This window comes from Thermoflexus hugenholtzii, from assembly GCF_018771565.1.
In the GTDB taxonomy this organism is placed as follows: domain Bacteria; phylum Chloroflexota; class Anaerolineae; order Thermoflexales; family Thermoflexaceae; genus Thermoflexus; species Thermoflexus hugenholtzii_A.
In genome coordinates this window covers 2574405-2592667 of sequence record NZ_CP076326.1, presented here as the reverse complement: position 1 = coordinate 2592667, position 18263 = coordinate 2574405, and the positions used below count along the sequence as shown (strand labels likewise).

The window sequence follows — 18263 nt, the reverse complement described above, 5'->3', positions numbered from 1 at the left end:
GCAAGGGGGACGCGATGCATGCCCACGGAAACAGCGGTTCCGCCCGCTTCGTGGCCGACACGATGCTCGGCCGCCTGGCCCGCTGGCTGCGGATCCTGGGGTATGACACCCATTATGACCCCGCTCTGGACGACGACGCGCTGCTGCGCATCGCCCAGGCGGAGGATCGGATCCTGCTCACCCGGGATCACGCCCTGGCCCGTCGGGGAGGCCCCTCGGCCTTCCTGATCGATCACGATGACCTGCTGGCCCAGCTCCAGGCCATCCGCCAGCGCTTCGGGGATCCCCCGGATGCGCCCTTCTCCCGCTGCCCGGTCTGCAACGCGCGGCTGGTCCCCGTGCCCCGGGAGGCGGTGGCCGCCTATGTCCCGGCCTTCGTCTGGCAGCAGCACGAGCGCTTCCACCGCTGTCCCAGTTGCGACCGGATCTACTGGCCGGGCACGCACTTCGAGCGAATGCAGGCTGTCCTGCGGGCGCTGCAGATCCGCTGCGCTCCCCTGGAGGACCATGAGGGCCTCAGATCCTCCCCCTGAGGGGCCGATGCGCGCGATCCGGCCGGGCTTTCCCATGTGGCTCCGGTTCGGGGAGTGGGAGATGACGCCGGTGCTGGCCGCGGCCTGGATCGGGAGCGGAGGGACCGCCCCCCTCCCCTGGATCCTGGGGGCCTGGCTGCTCGCCGAAGGGAGCTGGCAGGCGCTGCGCTGGCTGTTCCTCGCCGCTCCCTGGGAGCGTCTGCCGCGTCGCCCTCCGGAATCGCTTTCGATCTCTCTGCCCTATATGCAGCCGGGGAGCCCGGCCGAAGTCGTGATCCGGGAGGTAGCCCGGCTGGCCTGGGGGGTCGTCGGGCGCGCGCAGGAGGCGCCCGAGCTCCCAGCGGCCCTGATCACCGCCCTGGTCACAGGAGGGCTTGGGCTCCTCCTGACCGGATGGCCGGGAGGCTGGTTGACCCTCGGCACGGGCGCCGCGCTGGCCATGGCCCGACGTCTCCCCCGCTTCCGGGGAGGCTTCGAAGGGCTGGTGCGGGGAACCTTCCCCTGGTGGCTGGGGATGGCCGGGGGCCATTCAACGCTCCCCGCGTGGCTGGTGGGGCTCCCCATCGGCCTGCTGGCCGCAGACCTGAGGACCTCCCTCGCGCGGTGGGGCGCATGGGCCCTTTGGGTGGCATGGGCCGTGGCTCTCGGACACGCGCCCGGCGCCTATGGCCTGGCCCTGGTCGGCCTGCTTCTGGAGGAGCGACAAGGGGCGTGGTCCCCTCCCGCCCGCCGGCTCCTCTGGATCCTCGCCCTCGCCCTGGCGGCCTGGGTGTTGCGCGCCGCCTGAGCTTTCCCCAATGGAGGCGGGATGCGCTGGAAGATCCGGCCGGAGGATTTCCGGGTGGAGGAGCGGGTGGCGCTGCCGATCGAGCCCAGCGGCCCCTACACCCTCTACCGGGTTCGCAAGTGGGGACGGACCACCCTGGAGGTTCAGGCGGAGCTGGCGGCGCGGCTTGGGGTGCCTCAGCGCGCAGTGATCTTCCCCGCTCTCAAGGACCGATGGGCGATCGCTGTTCAGATCGCCGCGATCCGGGGTCAGGGGCCGGAGCGGATCCGGGGCCCCGGCTTTGAAGCGGTGCGCATCGGCTATGCGTCCCGTCCTCCCCGACCGCAGGACCTTCGAGGGAACCGCTTCTGGGTTCGGTTGCGGGCGCTGACCCGGGAGGAGCTCGAGGGGCTTCCCCAAGTGGCTGCGGAACTGGCCGCGGAGGGCTTCCCCAATTACTTCGATGACCAGCGGTTTGGCTCCTGGAGCCCGGAGATGGGGTTCGTCGGACGGGCGCTGCTCCGAGGCCAGGCCGAGGATGTCCTCCGAATGGTGCTCGCGGTTCCGATGGCGGGGGATCCTCCGGCGATACGGGCCTTCAAAGCGGAGGCCCGGGCGCGCTGGGGGGATTGGGCGGCGTTGTTCGCCCACGCCCCGCGTCCTTCTATGCAGCGGAGCCTGCTCACGTTCCTGAAAGATCATCCGACGGACCTGCGCGGGGCGGTGCGGCGGATCCCTCTGCGGCTGCGGCTCCTGTGGGTGGATGCGTATCGCGCATGGCTCTGGAACCGGGCGGTCGGTTATGGGCTGGGCCCGGAGGCCCGCCATCGGGTTCTCATCCGTGGGGAGGAATTCCCGCTTCCCGATCGCGCGCCTCCTGAAGCCCAGGGCCTTTTCGCGCTTCCGCACCGGCGGGCGCGCGATGCCCCGCCCTGGGCGGAGGCCATGGCCCGGGTACTGGAGGAGGAAGGGCTTTCCCTGGCGGATTTTCGACGGGGGCCGTTGCTGGAGGAGGTGCCTCCGCCGACCCGGCGCCCCATCTGGTGCCGCCCCGTCTTCCTGGAGCTCCGGCGTGAAGCGCCGGAGGCCGGCGAGGCGATCCTGTGCTTTGAGCTGCCGCCCGGCAGCTATGGCACCCTCCTGCTCAAAGCCCTGGCGGCGCGCCTGAGCCCCTGTCAACGGTGACCAGGGTCCTCTTTGTGGAGATGAACTTCGGATTTTCACATCAGAGCGGTTGACCGGCGGTGTTGCGCTGTGTTATAGTTTTAAGGCACATGCCCCTTCTGGTGAAGACAGCCCGGATTGTTCGTTCCGGCTGTGGCAACCGTGCGAATCCGGCAGGCTTTCCGCGTGAGGAGGCGCGTATGGCGGAGGCGCAGGCGATCCCGACGGCGGCGGCGCCGGGCATCACCCGGCGGGAGTTTTTGACCTACGTGTGGGCGGCCTCGATGGCCCTCTTTATGGCCGAGCTGGGCGGCGTCAGCGTCCTCTTCGCCCTGCCCCGCTTCAAGGTCGGCGAGTTCGGCGGCGTCTTCCCCTTCGGGCGGGCAGGGGAGGTGTTGCCGAAGGTCGGTGAGGGCCCCAAGGAGTTCCCCGAGGCCAAGATCTGGCTGGTGAACACCGAGAAGGGGATCCTGGCCATCTACAAGGTCTGCACCCATCTGGGCTGCCTCTACAAGTGGGTGCCGAGCAACTTCCGCTTCGAGTGCCCGTGCCACGGCTCCAAGTTCCAGCTGGACGGAACCTATATCGAGGGGCCCGCTCCGCGGAACTTGGATCGCTTCGTGATCTACCTGAAGGACGCCAGCGGCCGGGTTGTGGCCCAGACGGATCCCGAGGGGAACCCCCTGCCGGTGCCGGATCCGAACCTGACCATCGAAGTGGACACCGGCCGGAAGATCCTCGGGAAGCCGGCTGTGAAGGGCCGGGCATAAAAGGGTGGCGCGGGGAGATCCACGAAGTTCGGGTTGAAGGAGGAACACGATGGCGTTGCGCTGGCCGGAGCCGATCCCCACGTTGCAGAAGGAGGTCCAGCAATACGGGTGGCGCCGGGTCATCTTCATGCACCTGGACGAGCTGGTGACCCGGGTCACGGCGGGGATTCCCCTGACGGAGGTGCGGAACATCATCCGGGGCGAGCCCCCGCCCCGGCCTAACCCGCGGGTGAAGCCCCACACGGAGGGCTTCATCCTGCACATCAAGCCGTCCTTCTACCACGAGGCGGTGACCCGGCTCTACCCCACTTTCCGCCTGGGGCTGCTGAGCTTCTATCTCTTCCTCATCGAGACCATCACCGGCATCTTCCTGATGATCTTCTACACCCCCTCGCCCCTCGTGGCCTATGAAAACATGCTCCGCATCCTGAACAACGTCCCCTTCGGCCAGCTGATGCGGGACATCCATCGGCTGGGGGCGGAGGCGATGGTGGTGGCGGTGATGCTCCACATGCTGCGGACGTTCTTCACCGCCTCCTACAAGCGGCCCCGTCAGTTCACATGGGCGACGGGGGTGATCCTGCTGGTCTTCACGCTCTTCCTTTCCTTCAGCGGATATCTGCTGCCATGGGACCAGCTCTCTTACTGGGCGGTGACCATCGGGACGAGCATGGCGGAGGCCACGCCGCCGCCCGCCCTGGGCCGCATCGTCAACCTCATCCTGCGCGGGGCGCCGGACATCGGGGCGGCGGGATTGTTGCGTTTCTACCTGCTCCACGTGATCTTCCTCCCGCTGCTGTTGTTCTTCGTTTTCTTCGTGCACTACTACAAGGTGGTGCGGCACGGCCTCTCCCTCCCGCCGGAGATGGAGGCGGTGGGCGATGACACCGCCCGGAAGGTCCCGCCGGAGAAGCGGGTGCCCTACATCCCGGACATCGCCATCCAGGAGGCCCTCTGGGGCATCGCCCTGATCGCCTTCCTGGTGATCGGGTCGGCTTTCTTCTACGACGCGCCCCTGGAGCAGCACGCCGATCCGTTGAACACCCCTCTGCACACCACCGCCCCGTGGTATTTCCTGTGGCTCCAGGGCCTGCTGAAGGATCCCTTCCTGCTGGCGCTGGACCGGCTGGGGCTCCCCCGGCCGCCCGCCACGATCTACAACAGCAAGACGTTCATGGGGGTGATCCTCCCCGGGTTGATCCTGTTGTTCCTGCTGATCATGCCCTACCTGGACTTCAACATCAGCCGGCGTTACCGGGACCGGCGCAAGGCTCTGGTGGCCGGGCTGGTCGGGGTGGCGGCCTGGACCCTGCTCACCTACATGGGCACGCCGGCCTTCGCGGTCACCTCTTCCGCGGACGTGGAGGTCCTCCAGGAGTTCATGCCTCTGAACCCGGACCCCCTGTTCGGCGAAGGGCGGGTGCGGACCATCCCTTATGAGCAGCTGATCCCGGGCACCTACGACACCCGCAATCTCCAGCCGCCGGCGGACGCCCCGAAGCTGGCTCAGGTTCTGGAGGAGCTGAAGCATCGCATCGAGGGGGATCCCCAGCTCCCCCAGGGCTACGCCATCGTCCGCATCCAGGAGGTCCAGTCGGGGCTGAAGCGGTTCGAGATCGCGATCTACTGGACCAAGACGAAGAACGGCCAGCCGGTCCTGGATCCCGAGGGCAAGCCGGTCATCGAAGAGTCCAAACGGGCGATCTATCTCCACCGAGATAGCGGTCACGGGGGAGAGTAAGCGTCCGACCAGGGAGTTCGATCCCGATGCGCAGCTGACCCACCGGAGGGGACTCGATGTTCGATCTGGCCACCCGTCGGATCATCGGTGCGACGGTCTTGATGCTGGCTACGGTGATCACCATCGGCATGGTGTGGCTCACCGAGGAGCAGCGCATGGCCCGGTTCGAGGCCATGCACAAAGCCAAGGCCATCGAGAACGGGGCGCTGCTCTACGAGCAATACTGCGCCACCTGCCACGGCCCGGATGGGGAGGGCGTCCCCGGGAAGGGCCCCAGCCTCAACCCGGGAGTGTTCCAGCATTATGAGCAGCTCAAGGCCCAGGGCTACGCCAACTCCCTGCGCAACTTCATCAAGCTGACCATCGCCGCCGGCCGCCCCATCCGGAGCACCTATCGCGCCGAGGAGGTATATGCGGAGCCCATGCCCACCTGGTCCCAGGACTTCGGGGGGCCGATGCGGCCGGACCAGATCGAAAACCTGGTGGAGTTCATCCTGAACTGGCAGGCGGCCGGGGCTGCGCCCGCCCCCACGCCGTCCTTCACGGCCGTGGGCTCGGACCTCACCCAGCCGTTGCCGCCCGGGGACCCGAAGCGGGGTGAGGCGCTGTGGAACCAGGAGGTCAAGCAGGCCAGCGGCATAGCCGCCTCCTGCAAGGCGTGCCACAGCCTGAAGCCGGGCGAGGTCCTGGTCGGCCCCTCCCTGGCGGGCATCGCCACCCGGGCCGCGGAGCGGATCCGGGCGCCGGATTACAAGGGACAGGCGAAGACTCCCGAGGAATACATCCGCGAGTCCATCCAGCAGCCCAGCGCCTACATCGTGGAGCCGGACAAATACGCCGCCGCCCCCGGCGTCTCCAAGATGCCGGCCACTCTGGGCAACCAGATGTCCGCCCAGGACCTGGCCGACCTGATCGCCTTCCTGATGACCCTGAAGTGAGGGCCGTCGTGAAAAAGCCGGGCGGGCCTCTGAGAGGGTCCCGCCCGGCTTTTTCCCCGGGATCCGGAGCGTGCGCTTCAGCCGACTTCCTCCCTGGAAGCGGAAGCTTTCTCCAGGAGCCGCCGGTAGGTGGCCTGTAGCAGAAGGGCGTCTTCCTCCAGGTTAGGGCTTTCGCAGAGCACCCGGCCCTGCGCCCCCAGGTCGATCAAGGCCTGCAGCAGCTCCTCATACCGCAGGTCCGCCTCCTTCAGGTTCAGGTGATGGCGCTCGCCCTTGCGGGTGTAGGCGATGCCGGAGACATGGATGTGGAGGTCCTGGAGGCCCCGCGGGCCCAGACCGGCGGCCACCCGCTTCAGCGCCTCCACGAACTCCGCGTAGGAGTTGAAGGATCCGTCCCCGGCCCGGGCGTGCAGATGGGCGAAGTCCACGCACGGGAGCACGCCGGGCACCTCCCGGGAGAGCTGGATCACTTCATCCAGGGTGCCGAAAAGGGCGGACTTACCCATGGTCTCGGGGCGCAGGGTGACGTCCACTCCCTCCGCCCGAAGTTCCTCCACGATCTCCTGCAGGCGGCGGCGAACCGTCTCGTAGGCCCGCTCCGGCCGCGCTCCCTGATATGCGCCGGGATGGAACACGATGTCCCGCGCTCCCGCCCGGAAGCCGGCCCGGGCCGCGGCCATCAGGCGCTCCTTGCTGGCCCGATAGCCCGCTCGATCCCTGGCGTTCAGGTTGATGAAATAGGGAGCATGGACGCTGAGGGCGATCCCCAGGGCAGCGGCGGCCTCCCGGATGCGCTGGCAGGTCTCCTCGGAGACCCGCACGCTGCGCACCCAGGCCAGCTCCAGAGCCCCCAGCCCCAGCTCGTGGATCCGCTGGATCCCTCCCACCGTGCCCCCCGGCCGGGGCGGGGTGGAGAGGGGATTGCCCACCGTGCCGAAGCGCAACATGCTCATCGGGAGAATCCTCCTGGGCCGGGCTCGGTCCAATCCGGCGGCGCCGCAACGATCGATATGGCCACCCCCCATGATACGCCATGGGCTGGCGTCCGGTGCCGCAGCGACAAAGAGAAGCCCCCACGGTGGGAGCCGGGATCTTGTCCTCAACAGGTTGGGCGGAAAAAGGGGATCCCGCGGGAGCGGGGGCCTTCACTCGACGGAGAGGATGCGGAAGGTCAGGGTGCCCGCCGGCGCCTCTACAGTCACGACATCGCCGGGCGCCCGGCCGAGCAACGCCTGACCCAGAGGGGACTCGTAAGAGATCTTGCCCTGGGTGGGATCCGCCTCCGCGGGCCCCACCAGCACGTACACCTCCGGCGTGCCGCCGTCCTCCGCGATGGTCACCCGGGAGCCCAGACGCACCCGGCCATCCTCGGAAGGCTGGGGCTCGATGAGGATCGCGTTGTTGAGGATGGCCTCCAGGACGCGGATCCGGCCCTCGATGAAGGCCTGCTCCTCCTTGGCCGCGTGATAGTCCGCGTTCTCCGAGAGATCGCCCTGCTGGATGGCGAAGCGCAGACGCTCGGCGATCTCCCGGCGCTTGACCGTGCGCAGATACTCCAGTTCCTGCTCTAACTGGCGCTTGCCCTCGGGGGTCAGATACGTCGGCCCCACCGTCGCCATCGGGTTCCCTCCTGCAGCCTTCAGGCTCCTCCCTCGCCCCGGGTGGACTCAGGGGCGAGCGGGAACAAAAAGGGCAGGAAGTGCGGGGCACTTCCTGCCCCTGCGCCTTGAATTATACCCGCCCGAACGGGAGGGAACAAATCCTCCTGAGGCCTCCCCTCAGTCCGCCTCCACCGCGCTGCCGTCGCCCCCGGCGATGGCGGGGTGGGGCTCCGGGAGGGGTTCCCAGCGCCCGGCCAAGCGCTCGGCCACTTCCGGCAGGGTGGTGTATTCCATCTCCTCCATCGGCAGCCGATGGGGCTCGAAGGGGCCGTGGCGGCGGAAGTGGTCCGCGATCACGTTGCACAGCCGCCGGGCCTCATCGAAGGCCGGATCGTCGAACATGTCCCGCGGCCCGACCAGCCGGCCATCGGCCAGCTGGAAGCCCAGGGCCACCACCCGCGGCGGGCCGTCGAAACGGGTGCACTTGGCGTATTGCAGGGGCACCGGCATCAGCGGCCCGTAGTGGGAGCCCCGCATCCAGCCTTCTACGATGTGGGGCATGGTGAAGGGCTCCAGGATCTCCCCCACCGCCGGGAAGATCCCCTGGGCCCGCACGATGCACACCGGATCGTCCTTCCCCACGTAATGCCCGGCGATCAGGGAGAGCCGCTCGGTGGAGGAGACCGCGGCGATCTCCCCTTTCTTGGTGTAGACGGCCTTGATCATGTAGCGGCCCGGCGCCCCGATGAAGACCAGCAGGTCATACATCTCCTCGGGGCAGTTGAAGAAGATGCGCTTGTGGCCTTTCACATCGTGGACCTCGAAACGGAAGCCCTCGTGCAGGGCGGGGGAGATCACCAGGCCGGCCGTGTTGAAGGGATCCGCGAACATGCGGAACAAGGGGAGGTTCCAGGCGCCGGCCGAGGTCTTGTCGGCCATGAAGATGATGATCGGCTCCGAGGGGCGCTCGATGAAGGACATCTCCGCCACCCCCGGCCCCATCCCCCGCACGTTCCCCGAGAAGGCGTCGGCGATAAGATCCTGGCCGGCGCCGTAAAGCTTCATCTCCTTGGCCTTGACGGTGCAGCGCTCGAAGGTCTCCCAGGCCAGGCCGTGGACGATGGGGCTGTCGGTCCCGTGGCGGTGGGTCATGATGAGCTGCAGGTCGTCCCCGCACCAGGTCACGTAGTAATCGATGATCACACCCCGGCGCTGGGCCTCCTCCAGATGCTGTCGGGCCAGGGCCACCAGGTCCGTGTGGATCCCCGAGTGGCCCACCATGCCCCCGATATCGGCCTTGATCACGCTGATCGTGATCTCCTGGCTCATCGCGCACCCCCTGTTGAAATGTTAAGGAACCCATCGGGGCCCGCAGGCGGCCGCCTGCGTCCCCGGGGCTATCGCCTCCGATATCCTTTCTCCCGGAGCAGGGCGGCGGCCCATTCGGCGAAGGGGGGGTCGAGGGGCGGGACGGGCTCCTCTTCATAGCGAACCCGCAGATCGTAAGCCGCCCGTTCATAGATGGTTTGAAGCAGGCGCCCCAGGTCCACCTCCGGCTCCTTGTCGCCGGGGAGGAGGGGGAGGCGGAAGGTGGGGATGGGGTCGCGGACGGTGAAGACGTAGAGGAGGGCGCGGGGGCGCTGCTCCCAGCGGCTGATCAGGATGCGGTAATGGCCATCCCGTCCGTCCCCCATCACCGGCATCGGCTCCCCCGCCCGCAGCAAATCGATCTCCACCAGGTGGGTCCGGCTGCCCAGCAGGAGCGTTCGCTTCTGCTCATAGAGCCGGCGGGGCTCCCCCGGTCGCTTGTTGGTGGGCGAGAGGATCTCCACCACGGTGATGACCTCCCCGGTGCCGGCCGCCCGCACCTCCAGATAGGTCTCCCGCAGGGTCTCCGGGAGGGGGACTTCCACCACCCGCGCTCCCCGGACGAGGGGGCCAGGCCGTCCGGCCTCCGGGAGGGCTTCCGACGTGGGGGCGACGGCGACGTCGGCCCGAATCGGCCATCCTGCTCCCTCCGGGGTGATGAGGTAGAGGCGCTCCTCGATGGCCACAATGTAGCGCGGGCGCAGCCGCGGGGCCAACTCATCCCGCAGCGCTGCGATCAGGCTGTTGTGCACGTCCGGCCACAGGGCCGGATGCTCGAGATACGGGTCCATGCCCGGGAACGGCGAAGGCATCGTTCCATCCCCCTTCAGGCGTTTCCCGGCGGTCAGCGGGTCCGCAGTCCCCTCTCCCGGAGCAGGGCGGCGGCCCATTCGGCGAAGGGGGGGTCGAGGGGCGGGACGGGCTCCTCTTCATAGCGAACCCGCAGATCGTAAGCCGCCCGTTCATAGATGGTTTGAAGCAGGCGCCCTAGGTCCACCTCCGGCTCCTCGTCGCCGGGGAGGAGGGGGAGGCGGAAGGTGGGGATGGGGTCGCGGACGGTGAAGACGTAGAGGAGGGCGCGGGGGCGCTGCTCCCAGCGGCTGATCAGGATGCGGTAATGGCCGTCCCGTCCGTCCCCCATCACCGGCATCGGCTCCCCCGCCCGCAGCAAATCGATCTCCACCAGGTGGGTCCGGCTGCGAAGGATTTCCTCCCGCTTTTGGAGGTAAACCCGTCGGCCCTCCCCGGGGGCCTTGTTGGCCGGGGAGAGGATCTCCACCCAGGTCACCACCTGATGGGTTCCCGTCTCCCGCACCACGAGGTAGCGTTCGCGCACTTCCTCCGGCATCGGGAGCTCCACCACGCGGGCCCCGCCGGCCGGGATGGGGATCGACCCGGGGGAGGACGGTAAACCCGAGGGGGCCGCAACCGCCACATCAGGCCGGGCCGAGAAGGGGTGGGCGCCGCCTTCCGGGGTGAGGAGATACACCCGCTCCTCCACCTCCACGTAGTAACGGGGGCGCAGGATCGGCCCCAGATCATCGGCCAGCCCCACGATCAGCCGGCTGTGAAGCCCCGGCCACAGGGCCGGATGCTCGAGATACGGGTCCATGCCCGGGAACGGCGAAGGCATCCGACCGTCTCCTCAGCGGCTCATGAAACGGCTCACCACCTGAGCGGGGATCGGCACGGTCAACCGATCGCCGATCTTCGGCCGCTCGGGCAGGCTCCCGCTTCCCACAATGATCCCGATGGATGTCCCCTCCGCCTGATGGCTCCGCTCGATCCAGGCCATGCCGGTGAGGAGGCCCTCCGAGTCCATCGCGCAGCTGGTGACGTAGCCGATCACCCGCCCCCGCCGATCCACCACCGCGTCTCCCAGCTTCGGCAGCCGGACCCCCTTCTCGGAGATCCGGAAGCGCACCACCTCCATCGTCCGCTTCGCCTCACGGGCCATGTAGGCCTTCCGCCCGATGAAGAACGGCTTGTAGAGCTTGACGAAGGAGGCGAAGCCGGCGTCGCCGGGGGTGAGATCGAAGGGGCCGGCCAGCTCGTGCCCGTAGAGCGGGAGGCCGGCCTCGGTGCGAGTGCTGTCGCGAGCCCCCAGGCCGCACGGCCGAAGACCGAAGGGCTTGCCGGCGTCCAGCAAGCGCTCGAAGAGGGCCGGCGCCCGGTCCGGATGGACGAACAGCTCATAACCGATGCGCTCACCGGTGTAGCCGGTGCGGGAGATGATGAGGTCGAAGCCCTGGATCTCCGCGCGCAGGACCTGCCCCCGCTGCAGCGCCGCCAGGCGCTCCCCGGTCCGGCCATCGGCCAGGGACTGGAGGATCTTCAGGGACTGGGGGCCCTGAAGGGCGATGTCCACGCGACAATCCTCGCCCCAGCGGCGATCCCGGAGATCCCGCAGGATCACCTCATCGGTGAGCATCGCCCAGGGGCGCTCCCGATCGATCTGAACCTCCCCTCGCGCCACGGCGTTCAGCCAGGCCCAGTCTCGATCGTTGTTGGCCGCGTTGACCACCAGCATGTAGCGGTCCGGCGCCAGAGCGTAGATGATCAGATCGTCCAGCACGCGGCCCTCGGGGTCCAGCAGGTAGGTATACTGGGATTCCCCGACCCGCAGGGCCATCACGTCGTTGGTGGTCACCCGCTCCAGGAAAGCCCGGGCGCCGGGCCCCTGGACCTCCAGCACGCCCATGTGGGAGACGTCGAAGAGGCCGGCGGCGGTGCGGACCGCCCGGTGTTCCTCGCTCACGCTGGTATACCAGACCGGCATCTCCCAGCCGGCGAAGGGGATCATCTTCGCGCCCAGCTCCCGATGGAGCTCATAGAGGGTCGTTCGCTTGAGGGGCGCCCCCTCGGGCTCGGTGTAGGAGAACACCGGCAACGGCGTCAGGCGATGGCGGTGGGCCGCATCGACGGCCCGATGGCCGATGAAGAAGGGCTTGTGGATGGCCACGGCGGCCTCGTCGCTCAGGTCCGTCGGGAACCGGGCCTGGGCCCGGGCTGAGACGGCCCGGGGGTCCTCCGCCGGGATCTCCCGCACCCGCAGAGGGCCGGGGAGCTTGGCCCAGATGTCCTCATCGAAACGGACGTAGCCGTCCGAAAGATCCCGCAGCCATGCGGCAACGCGCCCGGCCCGCTCCTCGGGCACCACCAGCCGGAAATCGTCGGGCGCGTCGCGGATCACGTAGGCCGGGCTCATGATCCGGCCGTCGGCCTCCATCAGGAAAGTGGGCGCTCCCTCGCCGACCGGGAGCCCGACCGCCCGCTGGGTGAGGGCCGCGTCCAGGAACTCGGCCGCCCGGTCGCCCCGGATCTCCAGCACCGCCATCCCATCCGCGGCAGGGAGGCGATCGGTGATGAACCAGTAATGAGGGTAGCCGCTTCGGGGGAGCTCCACATCCGCCCCGGCCCGGGCGGCGAGCTCGGCGACTCGCAGTTTCGCCTCCTCCAGGACGTCGAACTCTACCTTGGTCCGGTAGACCAGGTCCCGGCCCACGTAGTAGCGGTGGGGCTTGCAGGCCCACAGCACGTCGGCGATGATGTCCGCCAGGGCCTCGACCTCCGGCTCCCGGAACCCCCGCTGGGTGATCCAGGGGGTCCCCAGGCGAATGCCGCTGGCGGCCCCCGCCCCCGTGTCGCCGGGGATGGTGTTGCGGTTGACCACGATCCCGGCCAGGTCCAGCACCCGGGCCGCCGGGTCGCCCATGAGCGGCGTCCCATCCGGGCCGCGCACCGACTTGCAGTCCACCAGGAGCAGGTGGGTGTTGGTGCCGCCGTAGGGGATGCGGAGGCCGCGCTCAGCCAGGCGCCGGGCCATGGCCTGGGCGTTGCGCACGATCTGATGCTGCAGCTCGCGGAACTGAGGGGTGCGGGCCAGCTTGAAGGCCACCGCCAGGGCGGCGAAGACGTTCACATGGGGTCCGCCCTGCTCCCCCGGGAAGACCGCGCGATCGATCTTCTTCGCCAGGTCCGGGTCCGTGGTCAGGATGCAGGCCCCGCGGGGGCCCATGATGGTCTTGTGGGTGGTGAAGGTGATCACGTGGGCATAACCCAGGGGGTTCGGATAGGCCCCGGCGATGACCATCCCGGCGGTGTGGGCGATGTCGGCCAGCAGATACGCCCCCACCTCATCGGCGATCTCCCGGAAGCGCTTCCAGTCCGGCGCCCAGGGGTAGGAGGTGTAGCCGGCGATGATCATCTTCGGCCGGTGTTGCCGGGCCAGCTCACGGATCTGATCGTAATCCAGGCGCTCCGTCTGGGGGTCCACCGTATACCAGACGATGCGGTAGTGCTTGCCCGAGCGGTTGACCGGCGAGCCGTGGGTGAGGTGGCCGCCGTGGACGAGGGACATGCCCATCACCGTATCCCCTGGCTGGAGGAGGGCTTCGTAGACGGCGTTGTTGGCCGGGGCGCCGGAGAGGGGCTGGACGTTGACGAAGATGCGCTCGGGAGGGATCTCCGGGGTGGCGAAGGCTTCGGCGCAGCGCCGCCGGGCCAGGGCCTCCACGATGTCCGCGTATTCCACGCCCTTGTAATACCGCTGGTCGCTGTATCGCCGGTAGAACCCCAGCTGGTCCTCGTAATCCAGCAGCTCGGCTTCCGTCTGGGTCCGAGTGCGCTCGTGGGGGTAGCCTTCGGCGTAGAGGTTCTGGAACACGGAGCCCAGGGCCTCGCGGACGGCCGCCGGAGCATAGGACTCGGAGGGGATGAGGATGAGCTTGCGGATCTGGCGCTCATGCTCGTAGCGGATCAGGGCGGCCACGTCCGGATCCACTTCCGCCAGTGAACCCCGGAACAGGAAATCCGACATGGGCTTCTCCTTCGCTGATCTCACAAGGGGTGGTTCGCTTTTATCTTAGTGAGGGGAAAAGGGCGCGTCAAGGCGGGCGGACAGAGGACTGGCCCCCCCACCTTTTGGGGGATGAGCGGGTATATCGAATGGGAAAAAACTTTCCCGGGAGGCGCCCCATGCCGGAACGGCTCAGCGGGCTCGTGAGTGGGCGATGGCTCCGGGGCCGCCCCCGCTCCGTCCGGGGAAGCGCAACTAACGTCCTTTCAGGTGATGGCGCAGAAGGCGGCGCAGCTCGCCGGGCCACGATCCGGAGGGGTGCTGGGATGGGCTTCGGACCACGCGGCGGATGGCGGCGCGGATCTCCTCGGGATCATAGCTTCGGAGGGAGGCCGCCAGGGCCTGGAGGAGCTCCCGCATCTCCGGGGACAGCGGGACGCCCGTCTCCTGATCCAGCTCCGCCAGGGCCAGCAACAGCGCCCGCTCGTCCTCCGAGAGCTCTCTCAACCGCTCCGCCAGACGCCGGAGCTCCTCCGGCGAAAGGGAGGATCCGGATTCGCTCACCGCATCTCCTCCTCAAGCGGATCGAAAGGTCCCTTCCATTTTGTCCTGATCCGCGCAAGCAGCCAACTCTCCCGGGCCCACAAAATCGTAGGACAACTGCTCGCAGTTGTCCTGCAAAGCGGCCAGGCCCGACCAGATTGGGACACACCCGGCCTCGCCCGGATCCATGGATGCGGAGAGACCGAAACTTCCATAAACGCTAAAATAGAGCCAGCAAACCGTGTGGAAAGCCTGTTTCACGGGAGGAGGGCCAAGATGGCGAGCTTCCGGACCGCGTGGTGGGGGCGCTTTCTCTTCATCCTCATCCTGCTTTCCGGTTGCAGGGCGCCGCCTTCGCCTCCTTCCCCATCCCTGACGGAGACCCGGACGCCTGAGCCGTCCCACACTCCTTCTCCGGTTCCCTCTCCTGCTCCTACGGTTCGGATCCGGTTCGGGGAACCTGTGTGGATCGGACGCGGCGGATTGCGGGCCGCGCGCTTCACCCCCGACGCTCAGTCTCTGATCCTGGGCTGGAGCGTGGGCGTCTCCCGCGTCCACATCCCGGATCTTCGGGAGGAATGGTTCGCGCCCCTCCCCGCCCCGCTGCGGGCCATGGGGATCGATCCGCGCGGGCGGTGGGCGGCTGCGGTGCTGGAGAGCGGAGCCGTCGTCCGGCTTTCCCTGGCCGATGGGAGCGCCCGCTTCCTCACCCCTCTGGCGCCGAACGCTCAGTGGTGCGGCCTGGACTGGTCGCCGGACGGAGAGTGGACCGCAGTCCAGTGCATCGGGCCCTATCGAGGGGATCCCATCACCCTGATCCACTGGGAGACCGGGACGGTCCGGGAGGTGCCGGATTCCCGGATCTCCCCCAGCATCCTCCCTTCACCCTACTGGTCCGGAGATGGACGGGGCGTGTTGCTCGCCGCACTACAGCCCCCCTGCCCACGCTTCCTCGACGTTCAGAGCGGCGCGGTCCGCTGGGCCCTGAGGGTCGGCGAGCAATGCCTCTCCGCCTGGACCCTCGCCTGGTCCCCGGACGGGCGACAGCTGGCGGTTCCAGCCTCTCAGGGGGTGCTACTTCTGGATGGCTCCAGCGGGCAGGTGGTGGCTCGCCTGCGAGGGGATCCGGTGAGCGGCTTTCCGGCCCTGGACGTCCCCCGCGAGGCCCTCTTCTATGACGCCTCGGGAGAGCGGCTGGCTGCTCTGGGCTCCCACGGGTTGGGAAGCGGCGCGCCCCCGCCGCCGATGCCCACTCAGGTTTGGGCGCTGGGCTCCGGTCGTCGCCTGGGGGCGCGGCCGGTGGGCCCCGGGGATCCAGAGCCCCTCGCCGGGGCCTTCGCAGACGATACGCTGCGCATCCTGTATGAAGACGGGATCCTCACGGCATGGCGCTACGCGCAGGGAGCGGAGGAAACCCTGGGACGGCTGTCCACGGAGGATGGGATGCCGCCGCTGATGATGTCCCTGGATGGGCGCTATGTGGCGGCGAATTTGCGCCACGGTGGCGCGGCGATCTGGGCAGTAGCCCCCTCCGCCACGCCGGTCCGTCGCCTGAACCCGCCGTGGCGTCACCCGGTCCTCAGCCCGGATGGCGCCCTGGTCCTGGTCGCCAACCCGGAGGAGGACATCAGCCATCTGCTGGAGCTCGAGACCGGCCAGCTCCGGCGTGTCCTGCCGGGCGGCCGACGGGGTCCGCAAGGGGCCGCCTTCTCTGCGGACGGGCGGATGCTCGCTTATGGGGACGGGGCACGGGTGCGCGTCGTGCGCCTCCCGGAGGGCACGGAGGAGGCGGTGCTGGAAGGCTTCCCATCGGGGCAGGAGATCCATCTCGTGGTCTGGGCCCCGGACGGCCAGGCCCTGGCCGCTGCCAGCGGGGTCGCCAGCGGAAGCTCGAGCCTGGAGCCCGGTCTGATCCAGATCTGGCGCCGGGGATCTGAGGGACGCTGGGAACCCGTGGGCCGGAGCGTTTCCGTTCGCACGACCTACGCCCGGCCGCTCGTCGCCTTCAGCCCGGATGGAGAACGGGTGGCGGTGGAGGAGATGCCGTCCCTAGAGGCAGGGGCCAGCGCGGTGCGGGTGATCGATCGGCGCAGCGGTGCCGAGACGCTCCGCCTGGCCGAGCACGAGCTGGTGGGATGGCTTGACGCCCGGCGCCTGGTGACCGTCCTGCCCGGGACCTCCGAGCTGTCGATCCGGGACGTCGAAACCGGGGAGCGAAGCTCCCGTCGCTTCCCCCGGACCGGCTCGGAGGTCTTCGATCTGAGCCGCATGCTCATCGTCCAGACCTCAGGAGCGCGAGGCGAGCCTGACATCGGACGCGCGGTGGAGGTGATCGATGGAAGGACCGGGGAGCGCCTCGCACACCTTCATCACGGCAGCGACATCGCCGAGATCCTGTGGTCCCCGGACGGCCGATGGTTGCTCTTGCTGGGAAGCGATGGTGCCCTCCGGGCTTGGCCGGTGATGGAGCCCGCCGGACGACCGGGCGGATGATGGGGGCGCGTGGCGCCCCGAGGTGACGGCACGCTTCCAATGCCGGGCGGCCAGGAAGCGAGTCGATGGGTTGAACGATGAGAGGAGGACCTCGATGTGGGCGAAGCGGGGCTTTTTCATCCTGCTGGTGACCCTGATCACCTGGGCCTGCCGGGGGAGGGCGGAGACGCCTCCGCCTTCCCCTTCTCCTTCCCCAAGCGTTCCACAAACGCCGGCGGCGGTGGCTTCGCCGGAGCCTGAGCTGCAACGGCATCGAGCGCCTACCCCGACGGCAACGTCCACCCCGACCCCGCCCCCCTTGCCGGCGGGATGGGCCTGCCGGGGGACCGAGGGGCCGGCCGGCCGGCTCGCCTTCGTCCGGGACGGGGATCTATGGATCCGGGAGCTCCCGGAGGGCGCTCCCCTCCGGCTGACCGCCGGCGGCGGGATGCGCATGCCCCGCTGGTCCCCCTCCGGTCGCTGGCTGGCCGCTCTGGCCCAGGAAGCCGAGATCCAGATCTTCGATGCGCAGGGACGCCTCCTCCAGCGCCTTCCCGGCACCGATTTCCGCTGGTCCCCGAAGGAGGATCGGCTGGCCGTGCGGACGGCGGACGGGGCCCTGATGGGGCTCTCCCCCGGGGGGACGCCGCGAACGCTGCTCCCCGCGGGAACGGGGGTGAGCCGGATCGCCTGGAGCCCGGACGGCCGGTGGATCGCCTATTCGGGGTTGAGGGTTCTGGAAGGGGAGAAAGATCTCTACACCGGGCAGCCCGGGGCGCGTTACGCTTTCCTGGGCCGCGTCCGAGCGGAGGGAGGACCTCCTCAGGAGCTCCTCCACGCCGGCCGTCCTTCCGCCTATGGCCTCCTCCTGGCCGGATGGACGCCCGACGGCCAGGCCCTGCTCTATTGGGTGGATCCCATGTTCTCCGGCTCAATCCTCGCGGATGGCGTTCCCTTGCGTCTCCTCCCGGCGCGAGGAGGGCCCTCCCGCTCGCTGACGGTGGAACCCATGCTGGCTTATGAGGATTTCCTCGCGCCCTCGCCCACAGGCGGGGATCGCATCGCGGTGGTGGTGGGAGGATATCGGGGCGCGTGGACCAACAAGCGGCTCCACCTGCTCTCCGCCCGCACCGGGGAGGGCCAGGCGCTGTCCCCCCCGCTCCTCGCCGTCTCTTCCCCCGCCTGGTCGGCGGATGGAACGCGGATCGCGTTCGTGGCCATGCCGGACCGGGGGGATCTGATGGGCGGCGAGGATGCCCGCCAGGGGCTGCTCCAGCGACGTCTATTTGTGGTGGATGTCGCCGATGAGCCGCAGTGGCGGCAGCTGACCGACGACCCAGCTTATCGGGACGAATATCCCCGCTGGGCCGGCGAGTGGATCCTGTTCGTCCGCCTGGACCGCTGGGATCGAGCCTCGCTGTGGGCGATCCCCGCGGCGGGCGGAACCCCGTGCGGGGTCGTGGAGGCGCTGGATCCCCGCGGGGACTGGTTCGGGTATTACGGCCATCTGGACTGGGGGAACTTCCTGGACGTGTGGTCCCCGCCCGCCTCCGGCCGATGAGGGCGGCG

At 68.9% G+C, this 18263-nt stretch carries 15 protein-coding genes; 8 read left to right on the top strand and 7 right to left on the bottom strand.

Annotation, left to right across the window (positions count from 1 at the left end; translation table 11 throughout):
- Window positions 1-14: 14 nt before the first annotated feature.
- The 6 genes from KNN16_RS11715 to KNN16_RS11690 all read left to right on the top strand — a co-directional run bounded on the left by KNN16_RS11715 (window position 15) and on the right by KNN16_RS11690 (window position 5912).
- Window positions 15-533 carry a Mut7-C RNAse domain-containing protein gene (locus KNN16_RS11715; RefSeq protein WP_299282939.1) on the top strand — a complete coding sequence of 173 codons (519 nt, stop codon included), beginning with the start codon at window positions 15-17 and terminating at the stop codon, window positions 531-533.
- A 7-nt stretch (window positions 534-540) separates the two neighbouring features.
- Complete coding sequence (locus KNN16_RS11710) at window positions 541-1320, top strand: hypothetical protein (protein WP_303897116.1); 780 nt, start codon at window positions 541-543, stop codon at window positions 1318-1320.
- A gap of 21 nt (window positions 1321-1341) precedes the next feature.
- The gene (gene truD, locus KNN16_RS11705) at window positions 1342-2484 is read left to right on the top strand and encodes a tRNA pseudouridine(13) synthase TruD (protein WP_303897115.1); all 1143 of its coding nucleotides are present in this window, start codon (window positions 1342-1344) and stop codon (window positions 2482-2484) included.
- Window positions 2485-2663: 179 nt separating this feature from the next.
- Window positions 2664-3233 (top strand): ubiquinol-cytochrome c reductase iron-sulfur subunit, encoded by a 570-nt coding sequence (locus KNN16_RS11700; protein ID WP_303897114.1) that lies wholly within the window; start codon window positions 2664-2666, stop codon window positions 3231-3233.
- Window positions 3234-3282: 49 nt separating this feature from the next.
- Window positions 3283-4974, top strand: a complete 1692-nt coding sequence (locus tag KNN16_RS11695; protein WP_303897112.1) for a cytochrome b N-terminal domain-containing protein — start codon at window positions 3283-3285, stop codon at window positions 4972-4974.
- Between the two features lie 56 nt (window positions 4975-5030).
- On the top strand, window positions 5031-5912 hold the full coding sequence (locus KNN16_RS11690; protein ID WP_303897110.1) for a c-type cytochrome: 882 nt from the start codon (window positions 5031-5033) through the stop codon (window positions 5910-5912).
- A 77-nt stretch (window positions 5913-5989) separates the two neighbouring features.
- Here the strand turns inward: KNN16_RS11690 and KNN16_RS11685 are convergent, their stop codons facing one another.
- From KNN16_RS11685 to KNN16_RS11655, 7 genes are all read right to left on the bottom strand, one after another.
- On the bottom strand, window positions 5990-6865 hold the full coding sequence (locus KNN16_RS11685) for a TIM barrel protein (protein ID WP_303897108.1): 876 nt from the start codon (window positions 6863-6865) through the stop codon (window positions 5990-5992).
- A gap of 192 nt (window positions 6866-7057) precedes the next feature.
- The gene (greA, locus tag KNN16_RS11680; protein WP_273089003.1) at window positions 7058-7531 is read right to left on the bottom strand and encodes a transcription elongation factor GreA; all 474 of its coding nucleotides are present in this window, start codon (window positions 7529-7531) and stop codon (window positions 7058-7060) included.
- A 159-nt stretch (window positions 7532-7690) separates the two neighbouring features.
- The gene (gene fbp, locus KNN16_RS11675) at window positions 7691-8842 is read right to left on the bottom strand and encodes a fructose-1,6-bisphosphate aldolase/phosphatase (protein ID WP_303897105.1); all 1152 of its coding nucleotides are present in this window, start codon (window positions 8840-8842) and stop codon (window positions 7691-7693) included.
- A 68-nt stretch (window positions 8843-8910) separates the two neighbouring features.
- Window positions 8911-9693 (bottom strand): DUF4058 family protein, encoded by a 783-nt coding sequence (locus KNN16_RS11670; protein WP_303897103.1) that lies wholly within the window; start codon window positions 9691-9693, stop codon window positions 8911-8913.
- A 32-nt stretch (window positions 9694-9725) separates the two neighbouring features.
- Entirely contained in the window at window positions 9726-10514 is a 789-nt protein-coding gene (locus tag KNN16_RS11665; protein ID WP_303897101.1) for a DUF4058 family protein, read from the bottom strand.
- Window positions 10515-10526: 12 nt separating this feature from the next.
- Window positions 10527-13700: a glycine cleavage system aminomethyltransferase GcvT gene (gcvT, locus tag KNN16_RS11660; RefSeq protein WP_303897099.1), complete on the bottom strand. Its 3174-nt coding sequence runs from the start codon at window positions 13698-13700 to the stop codon at window positions 10527-10529.
- A gap of 234 nt (window positions 13701-13934) precedes the next feature.
- Complete coding sequence (locus KNN16_RS11655; protein ID WP_299282915.1) at window positions 13935-14243, bottom strand: HrpJ domain-containing protein; 309 nt, start codon at window positions 14241-14243, stop codon at window positions 13935-13937.
- Between the two features lie 255 nt (window positions 14244-14498).
- Between KNN16_RS11655 and KNN16_RS11650 the strand changes: the two genes are divergently transcribed.
- Together KNN16_RS11650 and KNN16_RS11645 are read left to right on the top strand one after the other, a co-directional pair.
- Complete coding sequence (locus tag KNN16_RS11650) at window positions 14499-16715, top strand: WD40 repeat domain-containing protein (protein WP_303897096.1); 2217 nt, start codon at window positions 14499-14501, stop codon at window positions 16713-16715.
- A gap of 94 nt (window positions 16716-16809) precedes the next feature.
- Window positions 16810-18255 carry a hypothetical protein gene (locus KNN16_RS11645; RefSeq protein WP_303897094.1) on the top strand — a complete coding sequence of 482 codons (1446 nt, stop codon included), beginning with the start codon at window positions 16810-16812 and terminating at the stop codon, window positions 18253-18255.
- The last annotated feature ends 8 nt before the right edge of the window (window positions 18256-18263 follow it).

Coding starts and splice junctions, on each gene's coding strand:
- KNN16_RS11715 (WP_299282939.1), top strand. CDS start 15: ATGCATGCCCACGGAAACAGCGGTTCCGCCCGCTTCGTGGCCGACACG.
- KNN16_RS11710 (WP_303897116.1), top strand. CDS start 541: ATGCGCGCGATCCGGCCGGGCTTTCCCATGTGGCTCCGGTTCGGGGAG.
- truD (WP_303897115.1), top strand. CDS start 1,342: ATGCGCTGGAAGATCCGGCCGGAGGATTTCCGGGTGGAGGAGCGGGTG.
- KNN16_RS11700 (WP_303897114.1), top strand. CDS start 2,664: ATGGCGGAGGCGCAGGCGATCCCGACGGCGGCGGCGCCGGGCATCACC.
- KNN16_RS11695 (WP_303897112.1), top strand. CDS start 3,283: ATGGCGTTGCGCTGGCCGGAGCCGATCCCCACGTTGCAGAAGGAGGTC.
- KNN16_RS11690 (WP_303897110.1), top strand. CDS start 5,031: ATGTTCGATCTGGCCACCCGTCGGATCATCGGTGCGACGGTCTTGATG.
- KNN16_RS11685 (WP_303897108.1), bottom strand. CDS start 6,865: ATGAGCATGTTGCGCTTCGGCACGGTGGGCAATCCCCTCTCCACCCCG.
- greA (WP_273089003.1), bottom strand. CDS start 7,531: ATGGCGACGGTGGGGCCGACGTATCTGACCCCCGAGGGCAAGCGCCAG.
- fbp (WP_303897105.1), bottom strand. CDS start 8,842: ATGAGCCAGGAGATCACGATCAGCGTGATCAAGGCCGATATCGGGGGC.
- KNN16_RS11670 (WP_303897103.1), bottom strand. CDS start 9,693: ATGCCTTCGCCGTTCCCGGGCATGGACCCGTATCTCGAGCATCCGGCC.
- KNN16_RS11665 (WP_303897101.1), bottom strand. CDS start 10,514: ATGCCTTCGCCGTTCCCGGGCATGGACCCGTATCTCGAGCATCCGGCC.
- gcvT (WP_303897099.1), bottom strand. CDS start 13,700: ATGTCGGATTTCCTGTTCCGGGGTTCACTGGCGGAAGTGGATCCGGAC.
- KNN16_RS11650 (WP_303897096.1), top strand. CDS start 14,499: ATGGCGAGCTTCCGGACCGCGTGGTGGGGGCGCTTTCTCTTCATCCTC.
- KNN16_RS11645 (WP_303897094.1), top strand. CDS start 16,810: ATGTGGGCGAAGCGGGGCTTTTTCATCCTGCTGGTGACCCTGATCACC.